The sequence below is a fragment of the Microbacterium lemovicicum genome, from assembly GCF_003991875.1.
GTDB lineage: Bacteria > Actinomycetota > Actinomycetes > Actinomycetales > Microbacteriaceae > Microbacterium > Microbacterium lemovicicum.
This window is the reverse complement of record NZ_CP031423.1, coordinates 88,305-104,863: the sequence shown is the minus strand read 5'-3', so window position 1 is coordinate 104,863 and position 16,559 is coordinate 88,305. Positions and strand designations below refer to the sequence as shown.

14 protein-coding genes are annotated in these 16,559 nt (G+C 71.6%); 8 read left to right on the top strand and 6 right to left on the bottom strand.

Annotated features, from left to right (window positions below; genetic code table 11):
* Positions 1–36: 36 nt before the first annotated feature.
* The 4 genes from CVS47_RS00510 (at position 37) to CVS47_RS00495 (ending at position 4,119) form a co-directional block, all read left to right on the top strand.
* Positions 37–1,719 (top strand): glycoside hydrolase family 13 protein, encoded by a 1,683-nt coding sequence (locus tag CVS47_RS00510; RefSeq protein ID WP_127094332.1) that lies wholly within the window; start codon positions 37–39, stop codon positions 1,717–1,719.
* Positions 1,720–1,750: 31 nt separating this feature from the next.
* Complete coding sequence (locus CVS47_RS00505; protein WP_127094331.1) at positions 1,751–2,956, top strand: LacI family DNA-binding transcriptional regulator; 1,206 nt, start codon at positions 1,751–1,753, stop codon at positions 2,954–2,956.
* 160 nt (positions 2,957–3,116) lie between these two features.
* Positions 3,117–3,464, top strand: coding sequence for a hypothetical protein (locus CVS47_RS00500; protein ID WP_241240375.1), 348 nt, complete (start codon positions 3,117–3,119; stop codon positions 3,462–3,464).
* A gap of 118 nt (positions 3,465–3,582) precedes the next feature.
* Entirely contained in the window at positions 3,583–4,119 is a 537-nt protein-coding gene (locus CVS47_RS00495; protein WP_127094329.1) for an MOSC domain-containing protein, read from the top strand.
* A 97-nt stretch (positions 4,120–4,216) separates the two neighbouring features.
* On the opposite strand, the gene CVS47_RS00490 is transcribed toward CVS47_RS00495, so the two are convergent.
* Entirely contained in the window at positions 4,217–4,717 is a 501-nt protein-coding gene (locus CVS47_RS00490; protein ID WP_127094328.1) for a GNAT family N-acetyltransferase, read from the bottom strand.
* Between the two features lie 118 nt (positions 4,718–4,835).
* Between CVS47_RS00490 and CVS47_RS00485 the strand changes: the two genes are divergently transcribed.
* The 3 genes from CVS47_RS00485 to CVS47_RS00475 all read left to right on the top strand — a co-directional run bounded on the left by CVS47_RS00485 (position 4,836) and on the right by CVS47_RS00475 (position 8,077).
* Positions 4,836–6,278 (top strand): HNH endonuclease signature motif containing protein, encoded by a 1,443-nt coding sequence (locus CVS47_RS00485; protein ID WP_127094327.1) that lies wholly within the window; start codon positions 4,836–4,838, stop codon positions 6,276–6,278.
* Positions 6,279–6,336: 58 nt separating this feature from the next.
* Complete coding sequence (locus tag CVS47_RS00480; RefSeq protein ID WP_127094326.1) at positions 6,337–6,783, top strand: GNAT family N-acetyltransferase; 447 nt, start codon at positions 6,337–6,339, stop codon at positions 6,781–6,783.
* A gap of 67 nt (positions 6,784–6,850) precedes the next feature.
* Positions 6,851–8,077, top strand: a complete 1,227-nt coding sequence (locus tag CVS47_RS00475) for an amidohydrolase (protein ID WP_127094325.1) — start codon at positions 6,851–6,853, stop codon at positions 8,075–8,077.
* 440 nt (positions 8,078–8,517) lie between these two features.
* Here CVS47_RS00475 and CVS47_RS00470 read toward each other — a convergent pair whose 3' ends face one another.
* Both CVS47_RS00470 and CVS47_RS00465 read right to left on the bottom strand, forming a co-directional pair.
* Complete coding sequence (locus tag CVS47_RS00470; RefSeq protein WP_127094324.1) at positions 8,518–9,216, bottom strand: GntR family transcriptional regulator; 699 nt, start codon at positions 9,214–9,216, stop codon at positions 8,518–8,520.
* A 31-nt stretch (positions 9,217–9,247) separates the two neighbouring features.
* Positions 9,248–10,333: a VanZ family protein gene (locus CVS47_RS00465; RefSeq protein WP_127094323.1), complete on the bottom strand. Its 1,086-nt coding sequence runs from the start codon at positions 10,331–10,333 to the stop codon at positions 9,248–9,250.
* Between the two features lie 183 nt (positions 10,334–10,516).
* Between CVS47_RS00465 and CVS47_RS00460 the strand changes: the two genes are divergently transcribed.
* Positions 10,517–12,637 (top strand): APC family permease, encoded by a 2,121-nt coding sequence (locus tag CVS47_RS00460; RefSeq protein ID WP_127097106.1) that lies wholly within the window; start codon positions 10,517–10,519, stop codon positions 12,635–12,637.
* 11 nt (positions 12,638–12,648) lie between these two features.
* On the opposite strand, the gene CVS47_RS00455 is transcribed toward CVS47_RS00460, so the two are convergent.
* Genes CVS47_RS00455 through CVS47_RS00445 form a run of 3 tightly spaced genes read right to left on the bottom strand, consistent with a single transcriptional unit; the run spans position 12,649 to position 16,426 of the window.
* Positions 12,649–13,158 carry a gluconokinase gene (locus CVS47_RS00455; RefSeq protein ID WP_127094322.1) on the bottom strand — a complete coding sequence of 170 codons (510 nt, stop codon included), beginning with the start codon at positions 13,156–13,158 and terminating at the stop codon, positions 12,649–12,651.
* A gap of 53 nt (positions 13,159–13,211) precedes the next feature.
* Positions 13,212–13,889 (bottom strand): response regulator, encoded by a 678-nt coding sequence (locus CVS47_RS00450; protein ID WP_127094321.1) that lies wholly within the window; start codon positions 13,887–13,889, stop codon positions 13,212–13,214.
* Entirely contained in the window at positions 13,886–16,426 is a 2,541-nt protein-coding gene (locus CVS47_RS00445; RefSeq protein ID WP_127094320.1) for a DUF4118 domain-containing protein, read from the bottom strand. Before CVS47_RS00445 ends, CVS47_RS00450 begins: the two co-directional genes overlap by 4 nt.
* Positions 16,427–16,559 lie beyond the last annotated feature (133 nt).

Below are 16,559 nucleotides of genomic sequence, written 5' to 3'. Positions count from 1 at the left end.
GCCTGAATGTGCAAGCGCTTCCACTAGCGTGGAGGGATGAGCACGCCCGAGCTGACCGTCGCCGCGCCCGCCCAGGATGAGACCCCCGGATCGGAGTGGTGGCGCACCGCCGTCATCTACCAGATCTACCCGCGGTCCTTCGCCGACACCAACGGCGACGGCATCGGCGACCTCGCCGGCGTGACCGCCCATCTCGACGACCTCCAGGAGCTCGGCGTCGACGCGATCTGGCTGAGCCCTTTCCAGCGGTCTCCGCAGAAGGATGCCGGCTACGACGTGTCGGACTACTGCGACGTCGATCCGCTCTTCGGCACGCTCGCCGACTTCGACGCGATGCTCGCGGCCAGCCATGCCCGCGGCATCCGGATCATCGTCGACCTCGTCCCGAACCACTCCTCCGACCAGCACGTGTGGTTCCAGGAGGCTCTGGCCGCCGCGCCGGGAAGCCGTGAGCGCGCGCGCTACATGTTCCGCGACGGCACCGGCATCGACGGCGACCTCCCGCCGAACAACTGGGAGTCGGTGTTCGGCGGTCCGGCATGGACGCGCACCACCGACCCCGACGGCAGGCCCGGCCAGTGGTACCTGCACCTGTTCGACACGTCGCAGCCCGACTTCGACTGGTCGAACGAGGAGGTCCGCGAGGAGTTCCGCCGCGTGCTGCGCTTCTGGCTCGACCGCGGCGCCGACGGCTTCCGCGTCGACGTCGCCCACGGACTGGTCAAGGAGGCGGGCCTCCCCGACTACACGCCGGATCCCGACGCCGGCTCCATGGGCGGCGACGAGGCGTCCGTGCCCTACTGGGGACAGCCCGGCGTGCACGAGATCTACCGCGACTGGCATGAGGTGCTGGCCGAGTACGACGGCGACCGCGCGCTCTGCGCCGAGGCGTGGCTCCCCACCATCGCCAAGACCTCGCTCTGGGTGCGCCCCGACGAGATGCACCAGGCCTTCAACTTCGAGTATCTCGAGACGGACTGGGATGCTGCGGCTCTCCGTGCCGTCGTGACCGAGTCGCTGCGCGCCTACCCCGCGGTCGGCGCCCCCAGCACCTGGGTGCTGTCGAACCACGACGTCGTGCGTCACGCCTCCCGGCTCGCTCTGACGGCCGAGAACCCGCAGGGTTCAGGGATCGGGCCGAAGTCTGAAGGCCAGCCGATCCCCGAGGTCGGCCTGCGCCGCGCCCGCGCCGCGACCTCCGTCATGCTCGCCCTGCCCGGCTCCGCCTACCTCTACCAGGGAGAGGAGCTCGGCCTGCCCGAGGTCATCGACCTGCCCGACGAAGCGCGACAGGACCCCACGTGGTTCCGCACGAAGGGCGAGCGCTACGGGCGCGACGGCTGCCGCGTGCCGATCCCGTGGGCGGCAGAAGCCCCCGCGTACGGCTTCAGCCCGGACGGCGAGAGCTGGCTGCCGCAGCCCGCCGAGTGGGCGACGCTCGCCCGCGACGTACAGCAGGATCGGCCCGACTCGACGCTGTCCCTCTACCGCGACCTGCTCGCGGAGCGCCGTGCGCGGTCGCTCGGCTCCGGCAAGCTCGCGTGGATCGACGACCTCGGACCCGAGGTGCTCGCGTTCACCAACAGCGGCGTGACGGTCATCGCCAACCTCGGCGAAGCGGCGGTGCCCCTTCCCGAGGGGCGCGTCATCCTGTCGAGCGGGCCGGTCGACGCGGGCTCGATCCCGGCCGACACCACCGTGTGGCTCGAGCAGAGCTAGGAGCCACGAGGCGGCATCCGGGGCATATGCCATGGTGAGCATAGACGACGTCGCGCGTGCCGCAGGGGTGTCGACGGCCACCGTCTCGCGCGCGTTGAGCGGCCGCGGGCACGTCTCACCCGTCACCCGCGCGCGGGTGCGGGCGGCGGCCGAGGTGCTGGGCTACGTCGTGTCGGCGTCGGCGTCGAGCCTCGCCTCGGGCCGCGCGCGCAACATCGGCGTGCTTCTGCCCTACGTGGACCGCTGGTTCTTCAGCACCGTGCTGGCGGGCATCGCCGCGGAGCTCATGCGCGGCGGCTACGACATCACGCTCTACAGCGTGACGGACGACCCGGTCGAGCGGCGGCGCGTCTTCGAGACGTTCGTGCGCCGCCAGCGCGTCGACGGCGTGATCTGCGTGTCGATCGCCCTCGAGGAGGAGGAGACGCGGCGGCTCGCCGAGCTCGGCCTGCCGCTCGTCGCGCTCGGCGGCCCGCACGCCGGCATGACGACGCTCATGGTCGACGACGTCGCCATCGGACGCTTCGCCGCCGAGCACCTGCTCTCGCTGGGCCACCGGAGGATCGCGCACATCGGAGCGCGCCCCGAGTTCGACCTCGACTTCCACGTGCCCGCCCAGCGCCGTCGCGGGTTCGAGCAGGCGCTGCAGGATGCTGCGGTCCCGGCCCGCGCGGATCTGTTCGAGCCCGCCGACTTCACGGTCGCCGGCGGACACCGTGCGGCGACGCGGCTGCTCGGGGAGTCCGGCGGGGGCGACGCGCTCGCGGGGTCCAGCGGGGGCGGCGCGCTCGCGGGGTCCGGCGGGGGCGACGGTTCCGGTTCGGGGTCGAGCTCGAGGGCGGCGCGGCGATCTGCGGAGTCGATCCCCGGACCGACGGCACGGGCGGCACCGACGGCGATCCTGGCGGCATCGGACGAGATGGCGATCGGCGCGTTGCTCGCCGCACGCGATCTGGGGCTCCGCGTGCCGGAAGACGTGTCGATCCTCGGCGTGGACGGCCATGAACTCGGCGAGTTCTTCGGCCTGACGACGATCGACCAGGGTCCGCGGGAGCAGGGCGAGCGTGCGGCCGCCGCGATGCTGGGCGTCCTCGACCCGCGGCGCCCGGCACCTGCGACCGGTACGGACGCCCGCGCCGAGGCTTCCCGCCGTCGACGCGGAGCGGGCACGGTCGCTCCGGCGCCGCTGCCGTTCCGTCTCGTGCAGCGCGGCTCGACGGGGCCCGCGCCGAACTGACCCGGTCGCGCCGACGCCCGCGAGGCGCAGCATCCGCCGATCCTGCGGCTTCGGGGCCGCTGTACCCGACGCTTCCCCGTTTCGCAAGGCGCCCTTCCGGCGGCGGGCCGTGCCGGAAAGTGGATGCATGCGCTGTGTCACCTATGCCGGTCAAACCGTGATGACCACCGACGACGTCGCAGGGGCCCTCGTCACGCTGACGGCTGCCGTGGCGCAGACCGGTGCGTCAGAGGCGGTGCGGATCCCCATCCTCATCGAGGGATCCGGCGGCGAGGTGGGCGAGGCCGACCTGGTGATCGGCGTCGGCAACGACGTGCTGTCCTCGCCGGCGAGCTGGGAGGGCGAGACCCCCGACTTCTCGGCGGCCGTGCAGCGTCTCACCTCGCACCACCTCTACCCCCGTCGGGAGAGGACAACCGAAGCCGACCCCGCTGACCGGGGCGCGAAGCAGGACGTCGGGCAGAACGACATCGACTTCGACTACGACGGTTACATCGACTCGCTTTGAGCCGCGCGCGGTCGTGTGCGGCGAGGCGCCTGTCGTGCGCGGCGAGGCGCCTGTCGTGCGCGGCACGGCGCATGTGTCGCGCGGCGGCTGAGCCTCTTCGCGCGGGCACACTGGAGACATGTCGAACGCCCGGGTCATCTCCGTCAGCCGTGATGAGCGTCACCGCTTCAGCAAGCCATCTCGCGAGGAGATCACGCTGGTCGAGGGACTCGGCGTCGAGGGCGACGCGCACTTCGGAGCCACGGTGCAGCATCTCTTCGACAAGCGGAGGGGGCCGCAGCGGCCCAATCTGCGGCAGGTGCACCTCATCCACGAGGAGCTGTTCGACGAGGTGACGGCCGACGTCGCCCCCGGCGACCTGGGCGAGAACGTGACGACGTCGGGCATCGATCTGCTCGGCCTGCCGCGCGGCGCCCGCCTGCGGCTCGGCGACGACGCGGTCGTCGAGGTCACCGGCCTGCGCAATCCGTGCACGAAGATCGATCGTCTCGAGGCCGGCCTGATGAAGCAGCTCGTGACCCGGGATGCCGCGGGCACCCTGATGCAGAAGACCGGCGTCATGGCGATCGTGCTGACAGGCGGAGTCGTGCGGCCGGGCGACGCCATCGAGGTCGAGCTGCCGGCACAGCCGCGGGAGGCGCTGCGGGCGGTGTGAGCGTGGGGGGTGGTGTCTGATCGGCGGCACGTTTCGCTTCTTGTCTGCCACGGTCAGCGGACGAAGCGGCGCGTTCCCGGTTCCTTCTCTGCCGCGGTCAGCGGACGAGGCGGTGCGTGACGCCGACGGGGCCGAAGGTCGACTCCACGCCATCGTGCTCGAACCCGTTGCGTCGGTAGAACGCCCGCGCGCGAGGGTTGTCGGCGGCCACCCACAGGTATGCAGGGCGGTCGGCGAGCGCCGCGTCGAGGAGAGCTTGCCCCGCTCCCGTGCCGTGCGCCCGCGCGAGAACGTAGAGCATGGTGAGCTCCTCCGGCCGCACGGCGTCGGGCTCGGGCGCAGGGCGCGCGGCCCCGAAACCCACGATCCCGCGCTCATCGACGGCTACGTGCGGCGTGTAGGTTCCGTCGGCGAAGTTGGCGCGCCACATCTCCGTGCGGCGGCCGAGGTCGAACCACCGGCTGGTGGCGACGTCGTCGTCGACCATGCTTCCGTAGGTCTCGCGCCACGACGTCGTGTGCACGGCGGCGATGTCGTCCGCGTCCGCCGAGGATGCCGGTCGGATGCGGAAGGGCGCGGTGTTCCCGGTCGCATGCATCTCCGGAGCGTAGCCGCCCCTTCCCAACAATCGCCTCGATGTCGGAGGTCCTTCGTATATTTGTTCTATGGAAGACGTCGTAGCCGCAGTCGCTCGCATGGCGAGTGCGGTCGCGCGCGTGAGTCGGTCTGCGGGGCGCGGGCCGCTGGACGCACTCGACGACGAGACGCTCGTCTCGTTGATCGCGGATGCCGCCGAGGTGCGTAAGAACGTCGACCTCGTGCTGGCGGCCGCCGCCGCGGTCGTCGATCAGCGGTCCGACCGCGATCGCGGTACGGCGGGACTCGCGCGACGGAACGGGCACCGGTCGGCGACGTCGTTGCTGCAGAGCATGACGGGGCAGTCGCGATCCGATGTGACGCGCGCGCTGCGCACGGGGCGTGACCTGCTCGGGGAGGCGGGAGAGGGCCTGCTCCCTGCCGGCGGCGCGGCGACCGACGGCTCGCCGATCGGCACCGGAGACCGCTTGTCCGGCGACCGCGATGCCGCTCCTCGCTGGCGGACTCTTCTCCGGACGGCCCTGACCGAGGGGCGCATCACGACCGCGCAGCACGAGGCGATCCGCGTCGGCATGGGCGATCCGCCCGTCGATCGCTATGCCGACTGCGATCCGGCTGTCCTGCCCGCGGCATGGGCACGATCCACCGAGACGCTACTCGAAGACGCCGGCGAGCTGTCCGTCGAAGACCTGCGTCACGCGGCGCGCATCGCGCGCGACCGCCTCGACCCGCGCGGAGTGACGCTGCGCTTCGACGAGCGCTTCGCGGCGCGGTCCTTCCGCCGGTGGGCCGACGCCGCAGGGCAGCAGCACGCCCACCTCACGCTCGACGACGAGAGCGCGGCCTGGATCGACGCGATCGGCGACGCGGCTCTGCGCCCGCGGCGCGGTCCGCGATTCGTCGACGCCGGCGGCCCCGCCGCGGAGACGGCTTCGGCGGCGCGCGATCCTCGAAGCAACGAACAACTGCAGTACGACCTGGTCATGGCCGTGCTGCGCGTCGGCGCAGCCGTCGATCCGAATCAGGCATTCGGCGACCGTCAGCCGGGAGTGCGCGTCATCGTCGAGTCCACGGTGCTGACGCAGGAAGACGCGGGCGTCGCGCATCTCGAGGACGGCGGAGACACGCTCCCCCGTCACGTCGCGGAGAAGTACCTCTGCGATGCCGGAGCACGGGTCATCACGACCGATGTCCGCGGCAGGCCGCTGGATGTCGGACGAGAACAGCGCACGTTCACCCCGAAGCAGCGCGTGGCGATCAGCGTGCGTGACGGCGGATGCGTGGGCCGTGGATGCTCGGCTCCGCCTTCCTGGTGCGAGATTCACCACATCGACCACTGGTACGAACACCACGGGCGCACCGACGTCGACGACGGCGTTCCTCTGTGCCGTTTCCACCACCTCGACCTGCACAATCGCGGCGCTCGCATCGTGCGCCGGCGTCATCCGCAGAGCGGCGTCGACACGTACTGGTGGCAGGAACCGGCGGACCGGACGACGGGCGTCATCCCGCCACCCGAGCGCCTCCGCTCCCGCTCACCGCGGCGATTCGAGGCGGCGTGATGGACACCTGGACCTCCGCGGGCAGAACCCCGTCGAAGTGGGTCGCTAGGCTCGGCGGATGGTCCGCATCTCGTCCATCGAAGCCTCAGACCGCGACGAGTGGCTGCCGCTCTGGAAGGGGTATCTCGACTTCTACGAGAGCACGATCGACGACGGGACGACGGAGTCCACCTTGGCGCGGATCGTCGACGAGAACGGTGAGCTGCACGGAGCGATCGCCCGCGACGACGATGGCCGCGCGATCGGCATCGTGCACTGGCTCACCCACGCCGCCACGTGGACCAGAACGGACTACTGCTACCTCGAGGACCTCTTCGTCTCGCCGGACGCTCGCGGCGGCGGTACGGGCGCGGCGCTCATCGAGCACGTGCGGGTGTGGGCGGAGGAGCACGGATCGGCCAAGGTCTATTGGCTCACCGCCGAGGACAACGCGGCCGCCCGCGCCCTCTACGACCGCGTCGCGCGCCGCAGCGGCATGATCCACTACCAGATCGCCCTCGGCTGAGCAGAGCGCGCACGACCGCGTACAGAGGACGGTCGGCGCCATTGAGACCCTGAGTAGGCTCGACCGCATGGCTCTGGACCTCGAAGCGATCTACGTCGACCTGCACCGACACCCCGAACTCTCGTTCCAGGAGACGCGCACGGCGGGCGTGATCGCCCAGCGGCTGGGTGAGCTCGGCATCGAGTTCGAAGAGGGCGTGGGTCGCACCGGCATCGCCGCCGTCATCCGCAACGGCACCGGGCCCGTCGTCTGGCTGCGCGCCGACATGGACGCCCTCCCGGTGCCCGAGCAGACAGGACTCGACTATGCGAGCACCGCGCGCGGCACGGATCCCGCGGGCAACGAGGTCCCCGTCATGCACGCGTGCGGCCACGACATGCACGTCACCGCGATGCTGGGCGCCCTCGAGCGCCTCGTCGCGACGAAGGACGAGTGGACCGGCACGATCGTCACCGTGTTCCAGCCCGCCGAGGAGTACGGCGCCGGCGCGCAGGCGATGATCGCCGACGGCGTGCTCGACCGGTTCCCCACGCCCGACGTCGTCCTCGGCCAGCACGTGACGCCGCTGCCCTCCGGCACCGTGGGCGTCCGCCCGGGCACGCAGATGGCCGCATCCGACGGCCTCACCGTCACGCTCTTCGGCCGCGGCGGACACGGCTCGCGCCCGCACTCGACGATCGACCCCATCGTCATGGCCGCCGCCACGATCATGCGCCTCCAGACGGTCGTCTCGCGCGAGATCGACCCGCGCGACGTGGCCGTCGTCACGGTCGGCTCGATCCACGCCGGACTCAAGAACAACATCATCCCGGCCGAGGCCAAGCTCGAACTCAGCCTCCGCTATCCCGACGAGACAGCCCGCGAGCGCGTGCTCGAGAAGGTCGAACGGGTCGTGCGGGCGGAAGCCGCGGCATCCGGCGCCGTCAAACAGCCCACGATCGTGACCGACCACACCCTGCCGCCGACGATCAACGACGTCGACGCGACGGCCCGCATCACCGCGGCCTTCCGCCGTGAGTTCGGCGAGGGCGCGGTCGTCGACCCCGGCATGTTCACGGGCAGCGAAGACGTCTCATGGTTCGCGCGCGAATCCGGCGCTCCCCTCGTGTACTGGTTCTGGGGCGGCGTCGACCCCCAGAAGTACGCGGATGCCGCGGCCGCCGGCACCATCGAGCGGGACATCCCGACGAACCACTCGCCGTTCTTCGCCCCCGTGCTGCAGCCGACGCTGAACCGAGGCGTCGAGAACCTCGTCGTCGCCGCCCGCGAGTTCCTGGCGGACGCTTCGGCCTGATCAGCCGCTCCGGACGGCGGTTCCCCAGCCCGCTGTCACGGAGGCCGGCCCGCCGGTGACGTCCCCCCGGACGCGCACCGGCGTGGCCGCTGAGCGGACGGTCTCCCCAGACCCGCCGCATTCCCCGATCATCCCGAACGGCCATCTCCCCGGATCGCCGCCGATCTTCAGACGACCCCCGGTCACCCGTCCTCCGTGCTCCCACCGGCGTCATCCCCCAGAGACGACGCCGGTGAGGACGGAGTTCTTCAGCCGGTCCCCCGAGCAGCTCCCGACCCCCCACAGGTCGGTGATCCTTCGATCCGGCCGCTCTCCCGTCTGCCTGTACACAAGTATGCAGCCACCTGCCGCCCCGCGGTGACACCTGCGGCCAGTCCTGTGGATTCGTTCAGCAGAACTCCAGCCGACGCGATGAGAGTGTTGCGCCGCGCGCGGCCGTCTCAGTCGTCGGGAGGCAGCTGGAACCCCGCGGCGGAGCGGACCGCGGCCCGTGACGCCGCCAGATCATGTCGCCGGAGGGCGGCGATGAGGTCGTGCTGCGCCGCCTCGAGCACGTCCGCGTCGATCCATCGCGGCAGCGACTGGCCCCCGAGGCGGACGAGGTAGACGATCGAGGCGATCGTGCGGATGAGCGGCGGATTGCCGGAGCGCCCGACCACGACTGCGTAGAGGTCGAAGTTCGCCTGGGCGGCCTCGGAGACCTTGCCCTGGTCGGCGGCGATCCGGAACACCCGCGTCGCCTCCTCCATCGCGGCGAGGTCCTCGTCGTCGATCACCGGGACGACCTCCTCGAGGACCGCCGCGAACAGGGCGTCCCACACGACGAGCGTCTGTCGCAGCCGCGTCTCGGTGATCACCGCCACCCGCGACGACCGACCCACCGATGTCTCGACGATCCCGAGTTCGCGCAGGCGCTGCACCGCCTCGCGCGCCGGCGTGCGCGAGACCCCCGCGCGGCGGGCGACGTCGTTCTCGCTCACCGCCGAGCCGGGCGGCAGCGTGCCGTCGAAGATGAGCCCGAGAAGCTCCGTGAACACGTGGACGGCCGAGCTGTTCGCGAATCCGTCGAACAGCTCCTGGGCGATGGGCGTCACACGGGCCGCCATGGTCACACCGTACTCCTGGGCAGGGGCGCGCACAGGGGCGTTCTCCGACGAAGAGGTGGGGAGATCACGAGTCGGCCGCGACGGGCTCCCGCTCGTCGGCGGCGCGCGCGTCCACGAGCCGCTGACCCGAGACGAGGCCGGGCAGTCCGCGGTGGGTGCGCGTCGGGAAGACGAGGATGAACGACACCAGCACGAAGAGCGGCACGAGCCAGCTGCCGTACTCGCCGGGCAGCAGGTTCAGCAGCTGGAACCCGCCGATGCCGCCGACGTAGCGCACGATGCGCGCGAGGGCGGAGGGGAGTCGCGATCCGGTGTATCGCAGCTGCACCGCAGCGTTGCCGGGGGTGCGTCCGGTGACGAGGGTCCAGGTCAGGGTGACCACGATCAGCACGAGGTTCGCGACGAGCTGCGCGATCGCGTCGTCGTCGGCCGCGGCGTCGCTTCCCCGCAGCAGCACATCGACGATCTGCCACGGGAGCAGGATCGCGGTGCTGCCGAGCCCCACGACGAGCAGGTCGCACAGCATCCCGATCAATCGCCGGAGCGACGTCACCGGTCGGGGCCGATCGGCGTCGATCCGCTCGCCGTCGCGCACGCGCATCGCGCGCGGAAGCAGGAGGGCGAGCGTGACGCCCAGCACCGCGCCCAGGGTGTTCGTCATCAGGTCGACGACGTCGAACACACGGTAGGCGCAGGGGTAGAGCCCCCAGACTCCGGTCAGCTGCGTGCACTCGATGAACAGGGAGAGCCCGAAGCCGGACAGGAGGGCGACCAGGATGCCGCGGCGGAAGAGCCCGCGCACGAAGAAGCCGAGCGGCAGGAAGAGCATGACGTTGAGCACGAGCTGCAGGACCGCGGGGTCGGTCAGGGGGCTGCCGCGCGAGATCGCACCCCGAATGTCGCCGACGAAGTCGAGCGGATCGAGGTTCACCCCCGCGCAGCGGATGGACTCCGGCGAAGGCAGCGGCAGCAGCGTGTAGGTCCAGATCGCGAGGACGTACACGAGCAGCGAGAACCAGAGGGCGAATCGTCCGAACGTCAGCCCGCCGCGGCGCCGGTACGACACGGCGACGAAGGGCACGAACAGCACGATGCCGACCAGGACTCCGGCGACGATGGCGAGTGCACCGAGCGCGACCTGATCCCTCATGGGCCGAGTCTACGGACGCCCCGCCGCGCCCCCGCGCACCCCGCTTCGAGCGCGGAATCCGCCGAACCTTACTCCTGGACGCCATGCAAGTGACGAATGGGTGACGAGCCGCCCGTCGGATTGCCATTAGCGCGCGCAGGGGCGTAATGTCCCGCCGTGACCAACGAGAGCCGCGACGCGGCCATGGAGACGCCGATAGCGAAGCGGATCCTCATCGGAGAGCCCCTCACGAGCGAGAAACTCGACGAGCAGCTCCTCCCGAAGAAGATGGCGTTGCCCATCTTCGCCTCCGACGCACTCTCCTCCGTGGCCTACGCGCCGCAGGAGCTGCTGATGATCCTGCTGATCGGCGGGCTGAGCTTCCTGGCCTTCAGCCCGTGGGTCGCGGCGGCCGTCGTGGTGCTCCTCATCGTGGTCGTCATCAGCTACCGCCAGCTGATCAAGGCCTACCCCTCGGGCGGCGGCGACTACGAGGTCGCGTCGAAGAACCTGGGCGAAGTGCCGGGCGTGGTCGTGGCATCCGCTCTCCTGGTCGACTACGTGCTGACGGTCGCGGTGTCGGTGGCCTCCGGCGTCGACAACATCATCTCCGCGCTGCCGTTCCTCAACTCCTTCCGCGTCGAGCTCGCCGTGCTGTTTGTGATCGTGATCATCGTGGTGAACCTCCGCGGCGTCCGCGAGGCCTCGCTCGTGTTCGCGATCCCCACCTACGTGTTCATCGGATCCGTGCTCCTGATGATCGTCGTGGGCATCGCGCGCATGCTGCTCGGCGACGCGCCCGTCGCCGCCAGCGCGGGCTACACCGTGCAGGCCGAGAGTCTCAGTCAGGCCGCGATCATCCTGCTGATCCTGAGAGCCTTCTCGAGCGGATGCTCCGCCCTCACCGGTGTGGAGGCGGTCAGCAACGGCGTCCCGGCCTTCCGGAAGCCCAAGATCCGCAACGCGCAGATGACGCTGACCCTGATGGGCACCATCGCCATCATCCTCTTCGCCGGGCTCACGCTGCTGGCCCTGGTCGCCGGCGTCCACTACGCCGAGAACCCCTGCCATCTCATCGGCTTCGACTGCACGCAGCCGCAGCCGAGCCTGATGGCCCAGGTCGCGTCCGCGACGTTCGGGATGGGGTCGATCCCGTTCTACATCATCCAGGCGGCGACGGCCCTGGTGCTCCTCCTCGCCGCCAACACGGCGTTCAACGGCTTCCCGCTGCTGGGAGCGGTGCTCGCCCGCGACGGCTACGCGCCGAAGGCGCTCAACACGCGCGGCGACCGCCTCGTCTACTCCAACGGCATGATCATCCTGGGTCTGGCGGCCGTGGTGGTGCTCGTCGTCTACCAGGCGAACCTCACCACGCTGATCCAGCTCTACATCATCGGCGTGTTCGTGTCGTTCTCGCTCGGCCAGATCGGCATGGTGCGGCACTGGCGCCGGGTCATGCGGGAGCTGAAGGCGCTGAGCCCCGAGGCGGCGGCGCAGGAGAGCGCCGCCTCCACGCGCCGCAGCGCCCGGGCGGGACTCGTCATCAACTCCGCCGGCGCCGCCCTCACCGTGTTCGTGCTGCTCATCGTCACGATCACCAAGTTCACCCACGGCGCCTACCTCGTGTTCATCGCCATCCCGATCCTCGCAACGCTGATGATCGGCGTGAACCGGTACTACCGCGACGTCGAGCACGAGATCGCCGTCGACGACTCCACCCACTTCGGCTCGTCGGGCGACGTCGCCATGGTCCTCGTCAACCGACTGCAGAAGCCGGTCATCAAGGCCATCGACTACGCGCTGGCCGCCAAGCACGAGAAGACCTTCGCCGTGCACGTGTCGACGACGAAGGAGGAGACCGACGAGCTGCAGCGCCAGTGGCAGGAGCACCGCATCCCCGTGCAGCTGCTGGTCATCGACTCGCCGTACCGGATGTTCGCGAGCCCCGTCGCCACCTTCATCGACAAGTACCGCGAGAAGAACGGCAGCGCGGTGGTCACCGTCTACCTGCCCCAGTACATCGTCGGGCACTGGTGGGAGTCGATCCTGCACAACCGCCGCTCGCGCCGCATCGCCAACCAGCTCATGCTCGTGCACGGCGTCTCGATCACCCTCGTACCGTGGCTGCTGGACTCGTCGGAGCTCATCTACGGCCGCCGCTCGCGGCCGCTGCCCGGCCAGGAGCGCGGCGGACGTCCGAGCCAGGTGCCGCAGCCGAAGCATCTCCGCGCGTCGCGTCCGGCCGGACCGCCGGAGACGGCGGACTCCCGCAGCGACGGCGGACCGCCAGCGAACGGCGGGGGCGACGCGGCGAACCGGCCGTAGAGCCGACGGCGTCAGCCCACGGGCGGATGCTGCACCGCGGCGATCGCGGCGGCCTCCACCTCGAGCGGGGCGCCGTCGACGTCGATGCGGACGCCCGCCTCGTCGGACTGCAGCGGCTCGAGCAGGGCGAGCTGCGAATCGAGCAGCTCCGGCGGCATGAAGTGACCGGTCCGCGCGGCGATGCGCGCATGGAGCACGGTCGCGTCGGCGTCGAGGAAGACGAAGAAGGCGTCGGGTGCGGCCTCCCGGATCCGATCGCGGTAGACCCGACGCAGCGCCGAGCACGCCACCACGATGCGATCGGCATCGGCCAGCGCCCGTCCCACCGCGGTCAGCCACGGCTGGCGGTCCTCGTCGGTGAGCGGCGTGCCCCCGGCCATCTTGGCGAGGTTGGCAGCCGGATGGAGGTCGTCGGCATCGGTGAACGCGCAGCCCAGGGCCGCGGCGAGGGCCAGCCCGACGGTGCTCTTGCCCGACGCCGAGACTCCCATCACGACGATCCGCTGCGGTGGTGTGCCCATCGCCCCATCCTCTCCCACGCGACGCTCGCGACTCCGCGGGCGCCGCGGGCGGGTCACGGAACGAGGCGGTAGCCCATCCCCTGCTCGGTGAGGAGGTGGACGGGACGGGCGGGATCCGGCTCGAGCTTCTTCCGCAGCTGCGACATGTACAGCCGCAGATAGCCCGAGTCGGCGACCTGCTCGCTGCCCCAGATCTCCTTCAGCAGCGTCTGACGTGTGACGAGCACACCCGGATTGCGGGCGAGGAACTCCAGCATCCGCCACTCCGTCGGCGTCAGGTGCACGCGGACGCCTGCCCGCGTCACCGCCTTCGCGGCGAGATCCACCACGACGTCGCCGAAGCCGATGACCGGCTCCGACGGGGAGGATGCCGCGGCGCTCCGCCGCCCGAGGGCGCGCAGCCGCGCGAGCAGCTCGTCGATCTGGAACGGCTTGGTGACGTAGTCGTCGGCGCCGGCATCGAGCGCCTCGACCTTGTCTGCCGAGCCGGTGCGACCTGAGACGACCAGGATCGGGGCGTCGCTCCAGCCGCGCAGCGCCTCGATCACCCGGACGCCGTCGAGCTTCGGCATCCCGAGGTCGAGGAGCACCACGTCGGGGTGGTGCTGGGCGGCGAGCGTCACCGCCGCCTCGCCGTCCGCCGCGGCCACGACCTCGTAGCCGTGGGCCGACAGGGTGATGCGGAGCGCGCGCACGAGCTGCGGATCGTCGTCCGCGATCAGGATCTTCACCGCAGGCCTCCCGTCGACACGGCGCCGGTGGGCGCGGTCGCCGCCGGCAGACCGATGACCATCGTGAGGCCGCCGCCCGGCGTGCCCTCGGGGGTGAGTGTGCCGCCCATCCCCTCGGCGAAGCCCTTCGACAGCGCGAGCCCCAGCCCGAGGCCGGTGGTGTTGTCGGTGTCGCCGTGCCGCTGGAACGGCGAGAACATCTCGCCGCGGCGATCGGGCTCCACCCCCGGCCCGTGGTCGACGACGCGGATCTCGGCCCGTGAGCCGAGACGGCTGGTCGTGACGCGCACCCGCGTGCCCTCGGGCGCGAAGCGGTGGGCGTTCGCGAGGACGTTGACGACCACGCGCTGCAGGAGCACCGGATCGGCGGCGAGCGCCGGGAGGTCGGGGTCCAGCGCCAGCTCGACGTCGTCGGGGCCGAGGTGCAGCTCGTCGACGGCGCCGAGGATGACGGCGGCGGGATCGGTCGGCTGCACCGAGACGCCCAGCACGCCCGCCTCGATGCGGCTGACGTCGAGGAGGTCGGTGACGAGGGTGGTCAGGGTCGTGAGGCTCTCGTCCGCGGTGGCCAGCAGCTCGCGGCGATCCTCGTCGGAGAGGTGCCCGTCTGCCGCGCGGAGGCCGCCGAGCGCGGCGACCGCCGCCGCGAGCGGCCGGCGCAGGTCGTGGCTCACCGCGGAGAGGAGCGCGGAGCGCACCTGGTCGGTCTCGGCGAGCGCGCTGGCCTCCCGGGCGGTGCGGGTGAGGGTGGAGCGCTCGAGGGCCGACGCGAGCTGCGCGACGATGACGTCGAGCAGACGCCGTTCCGAGGCATCCAGCACGCGTCCGTGCAACTCGAGGATCGCGGTCGGTCCCGATCCGGAGGTGACGGGGAGGCGCACCGCCGCCGCGCCGTCGACGTCGCCGCGCACCGGCTCGCCGTCGGTCGCGATGACGGCGCCCTCGGCGTCCAGCAGGCGCACGCCGGCGAGCGCGAAGGCCTCGCGGGTGCGGCTGACGAGGGCGGGCACGGCGCTCTCGCCGCGGAGGATGCTCCCGGCGATGGTGGCCAGCAGCTCGGATTCGGCAAGCGCACGGCGGGCGGCCCTCGCCCGTCGCGCCGCCTGGTCGACGACGAGGCTCACCAGCAGAGCGATCACGACGTAGAGCACCAGCGCCAGAGCGTGCTCGGGGTCGGAGATGGTGACGGTGTAGAGCGGCTCGATGAAGAGGAAGTCGAGGGTGATGCCCGAGAGCACGGCGGCGAACACGGCGGGCCACAGCCCGCCGACGAGCGCGACGATGACGACGAGCAGCTGATAGGCCAGGACGTCGGTGGTGATGGAGTCCTCGGCGCCGAGGGCGAGCAGCAGCCACGACAGCAGCGGCCCGCCGGCGAGCGCCACGACGAAGCCCAGGATGCGACGGCGCACGCTGAGGGCCGCCCCGCTCAGGCGCGGAAGCGACGCGCGACCGCCCGCGGCCGCATGGGTCACCATGTGCACGTCGATGTCGCCCGACTCGCGGATCACGGTGGCGCCGATGCCGGGTCCGGTCAGCGCCGCCGACAGCCGGCCGCGGCGGCTCACGCCCACGACGACCTGCGTCGCGTTGACCGAGCGCGCGAAGGCGACCAGGGCGCGCGCGACGTCGCCGCCGACGACCTGGTGGTAGGTGCCGCCGAGGGATTCCACGAGGAGCCGCTGGGCCGCGAGCGCCCCCGGCGCCTCCGCGCGGAGCCCGTCCTGGCTGGTGACGTGCACCGCGAGCAGCTCGCCGCCGGACGAGCGGGCGGCGATGCGGGCACCGCGGCGCAGCAGGGTCTCCCCCTCCGAGCCTCCGGTCAGCGCGACCACCACGCGCTCGCGCGCCTGCCACGCGCCGTCGATGCCGTGCTCGGTGCGGTACGACTCCAGTGCGCTGTCGACCTCGTCGGCCAGCCACAGCAAGGCGAGCTCGCGCAGCGCGGTGAGGTTGCCGAGGCGGAAGTAGTTCGAGAGGGCCGCGTCGATCCGCTCGGCCGGGTAGACCGAGCCGGCCGCGAGCCGGTCACGCAGGGACTGCGGCGCGAGGTCGACGATCTCGATCTGATCGGCGCCGCGCACGACGGCGTCGGGCACGGTCTCGCGCTGGGCGATGCCCGTGATCTTCTCGACGACGCCGCCGAGCGACTCGATGTGCTGCACGTTGACGGTGGTGATGACGTCGATGCCCGCGTCGAGGATCTCCTCGACGTCCTGCCAGCGCTTGAGGTGGCGCGAGCCCGGCGCGTTCGTGTGCGCGAGCTCGTCGACGAGCGCGAGCTGCGGGCGCCGCTCGAGGAGACCCTCGAGGTCCAGCTCGTCGAGGTCGACGCCGCGGTGCGAGACCGTCCGGCGCGGCAGCACCGGAAGACCCTCCGCCTGCGCGGCGGTCGCCACCCGGCCGTGGGTCTCGACGACCGCGATGACGACGTCGCGGCCCTCGCCGAGGAGCCGGCGCCCCTCTTCGAGCATCTCGTACGTCTTGCCGACGCCGGGAGCGGCGCCCAGCAGCACCCGCAGCATCCCGCGCTTCACGAGACGACTCCGCCGGGCGAGAGGCGTCCCGCGAGCGCAACGGCTCCGCCGCGCGAGCGCGATCCCGCGAGCGGAACGGCCGCACCGCGCGAGAGCGATCCCGCGAGCGCAACGGCCGCACCGCGCGAGACGG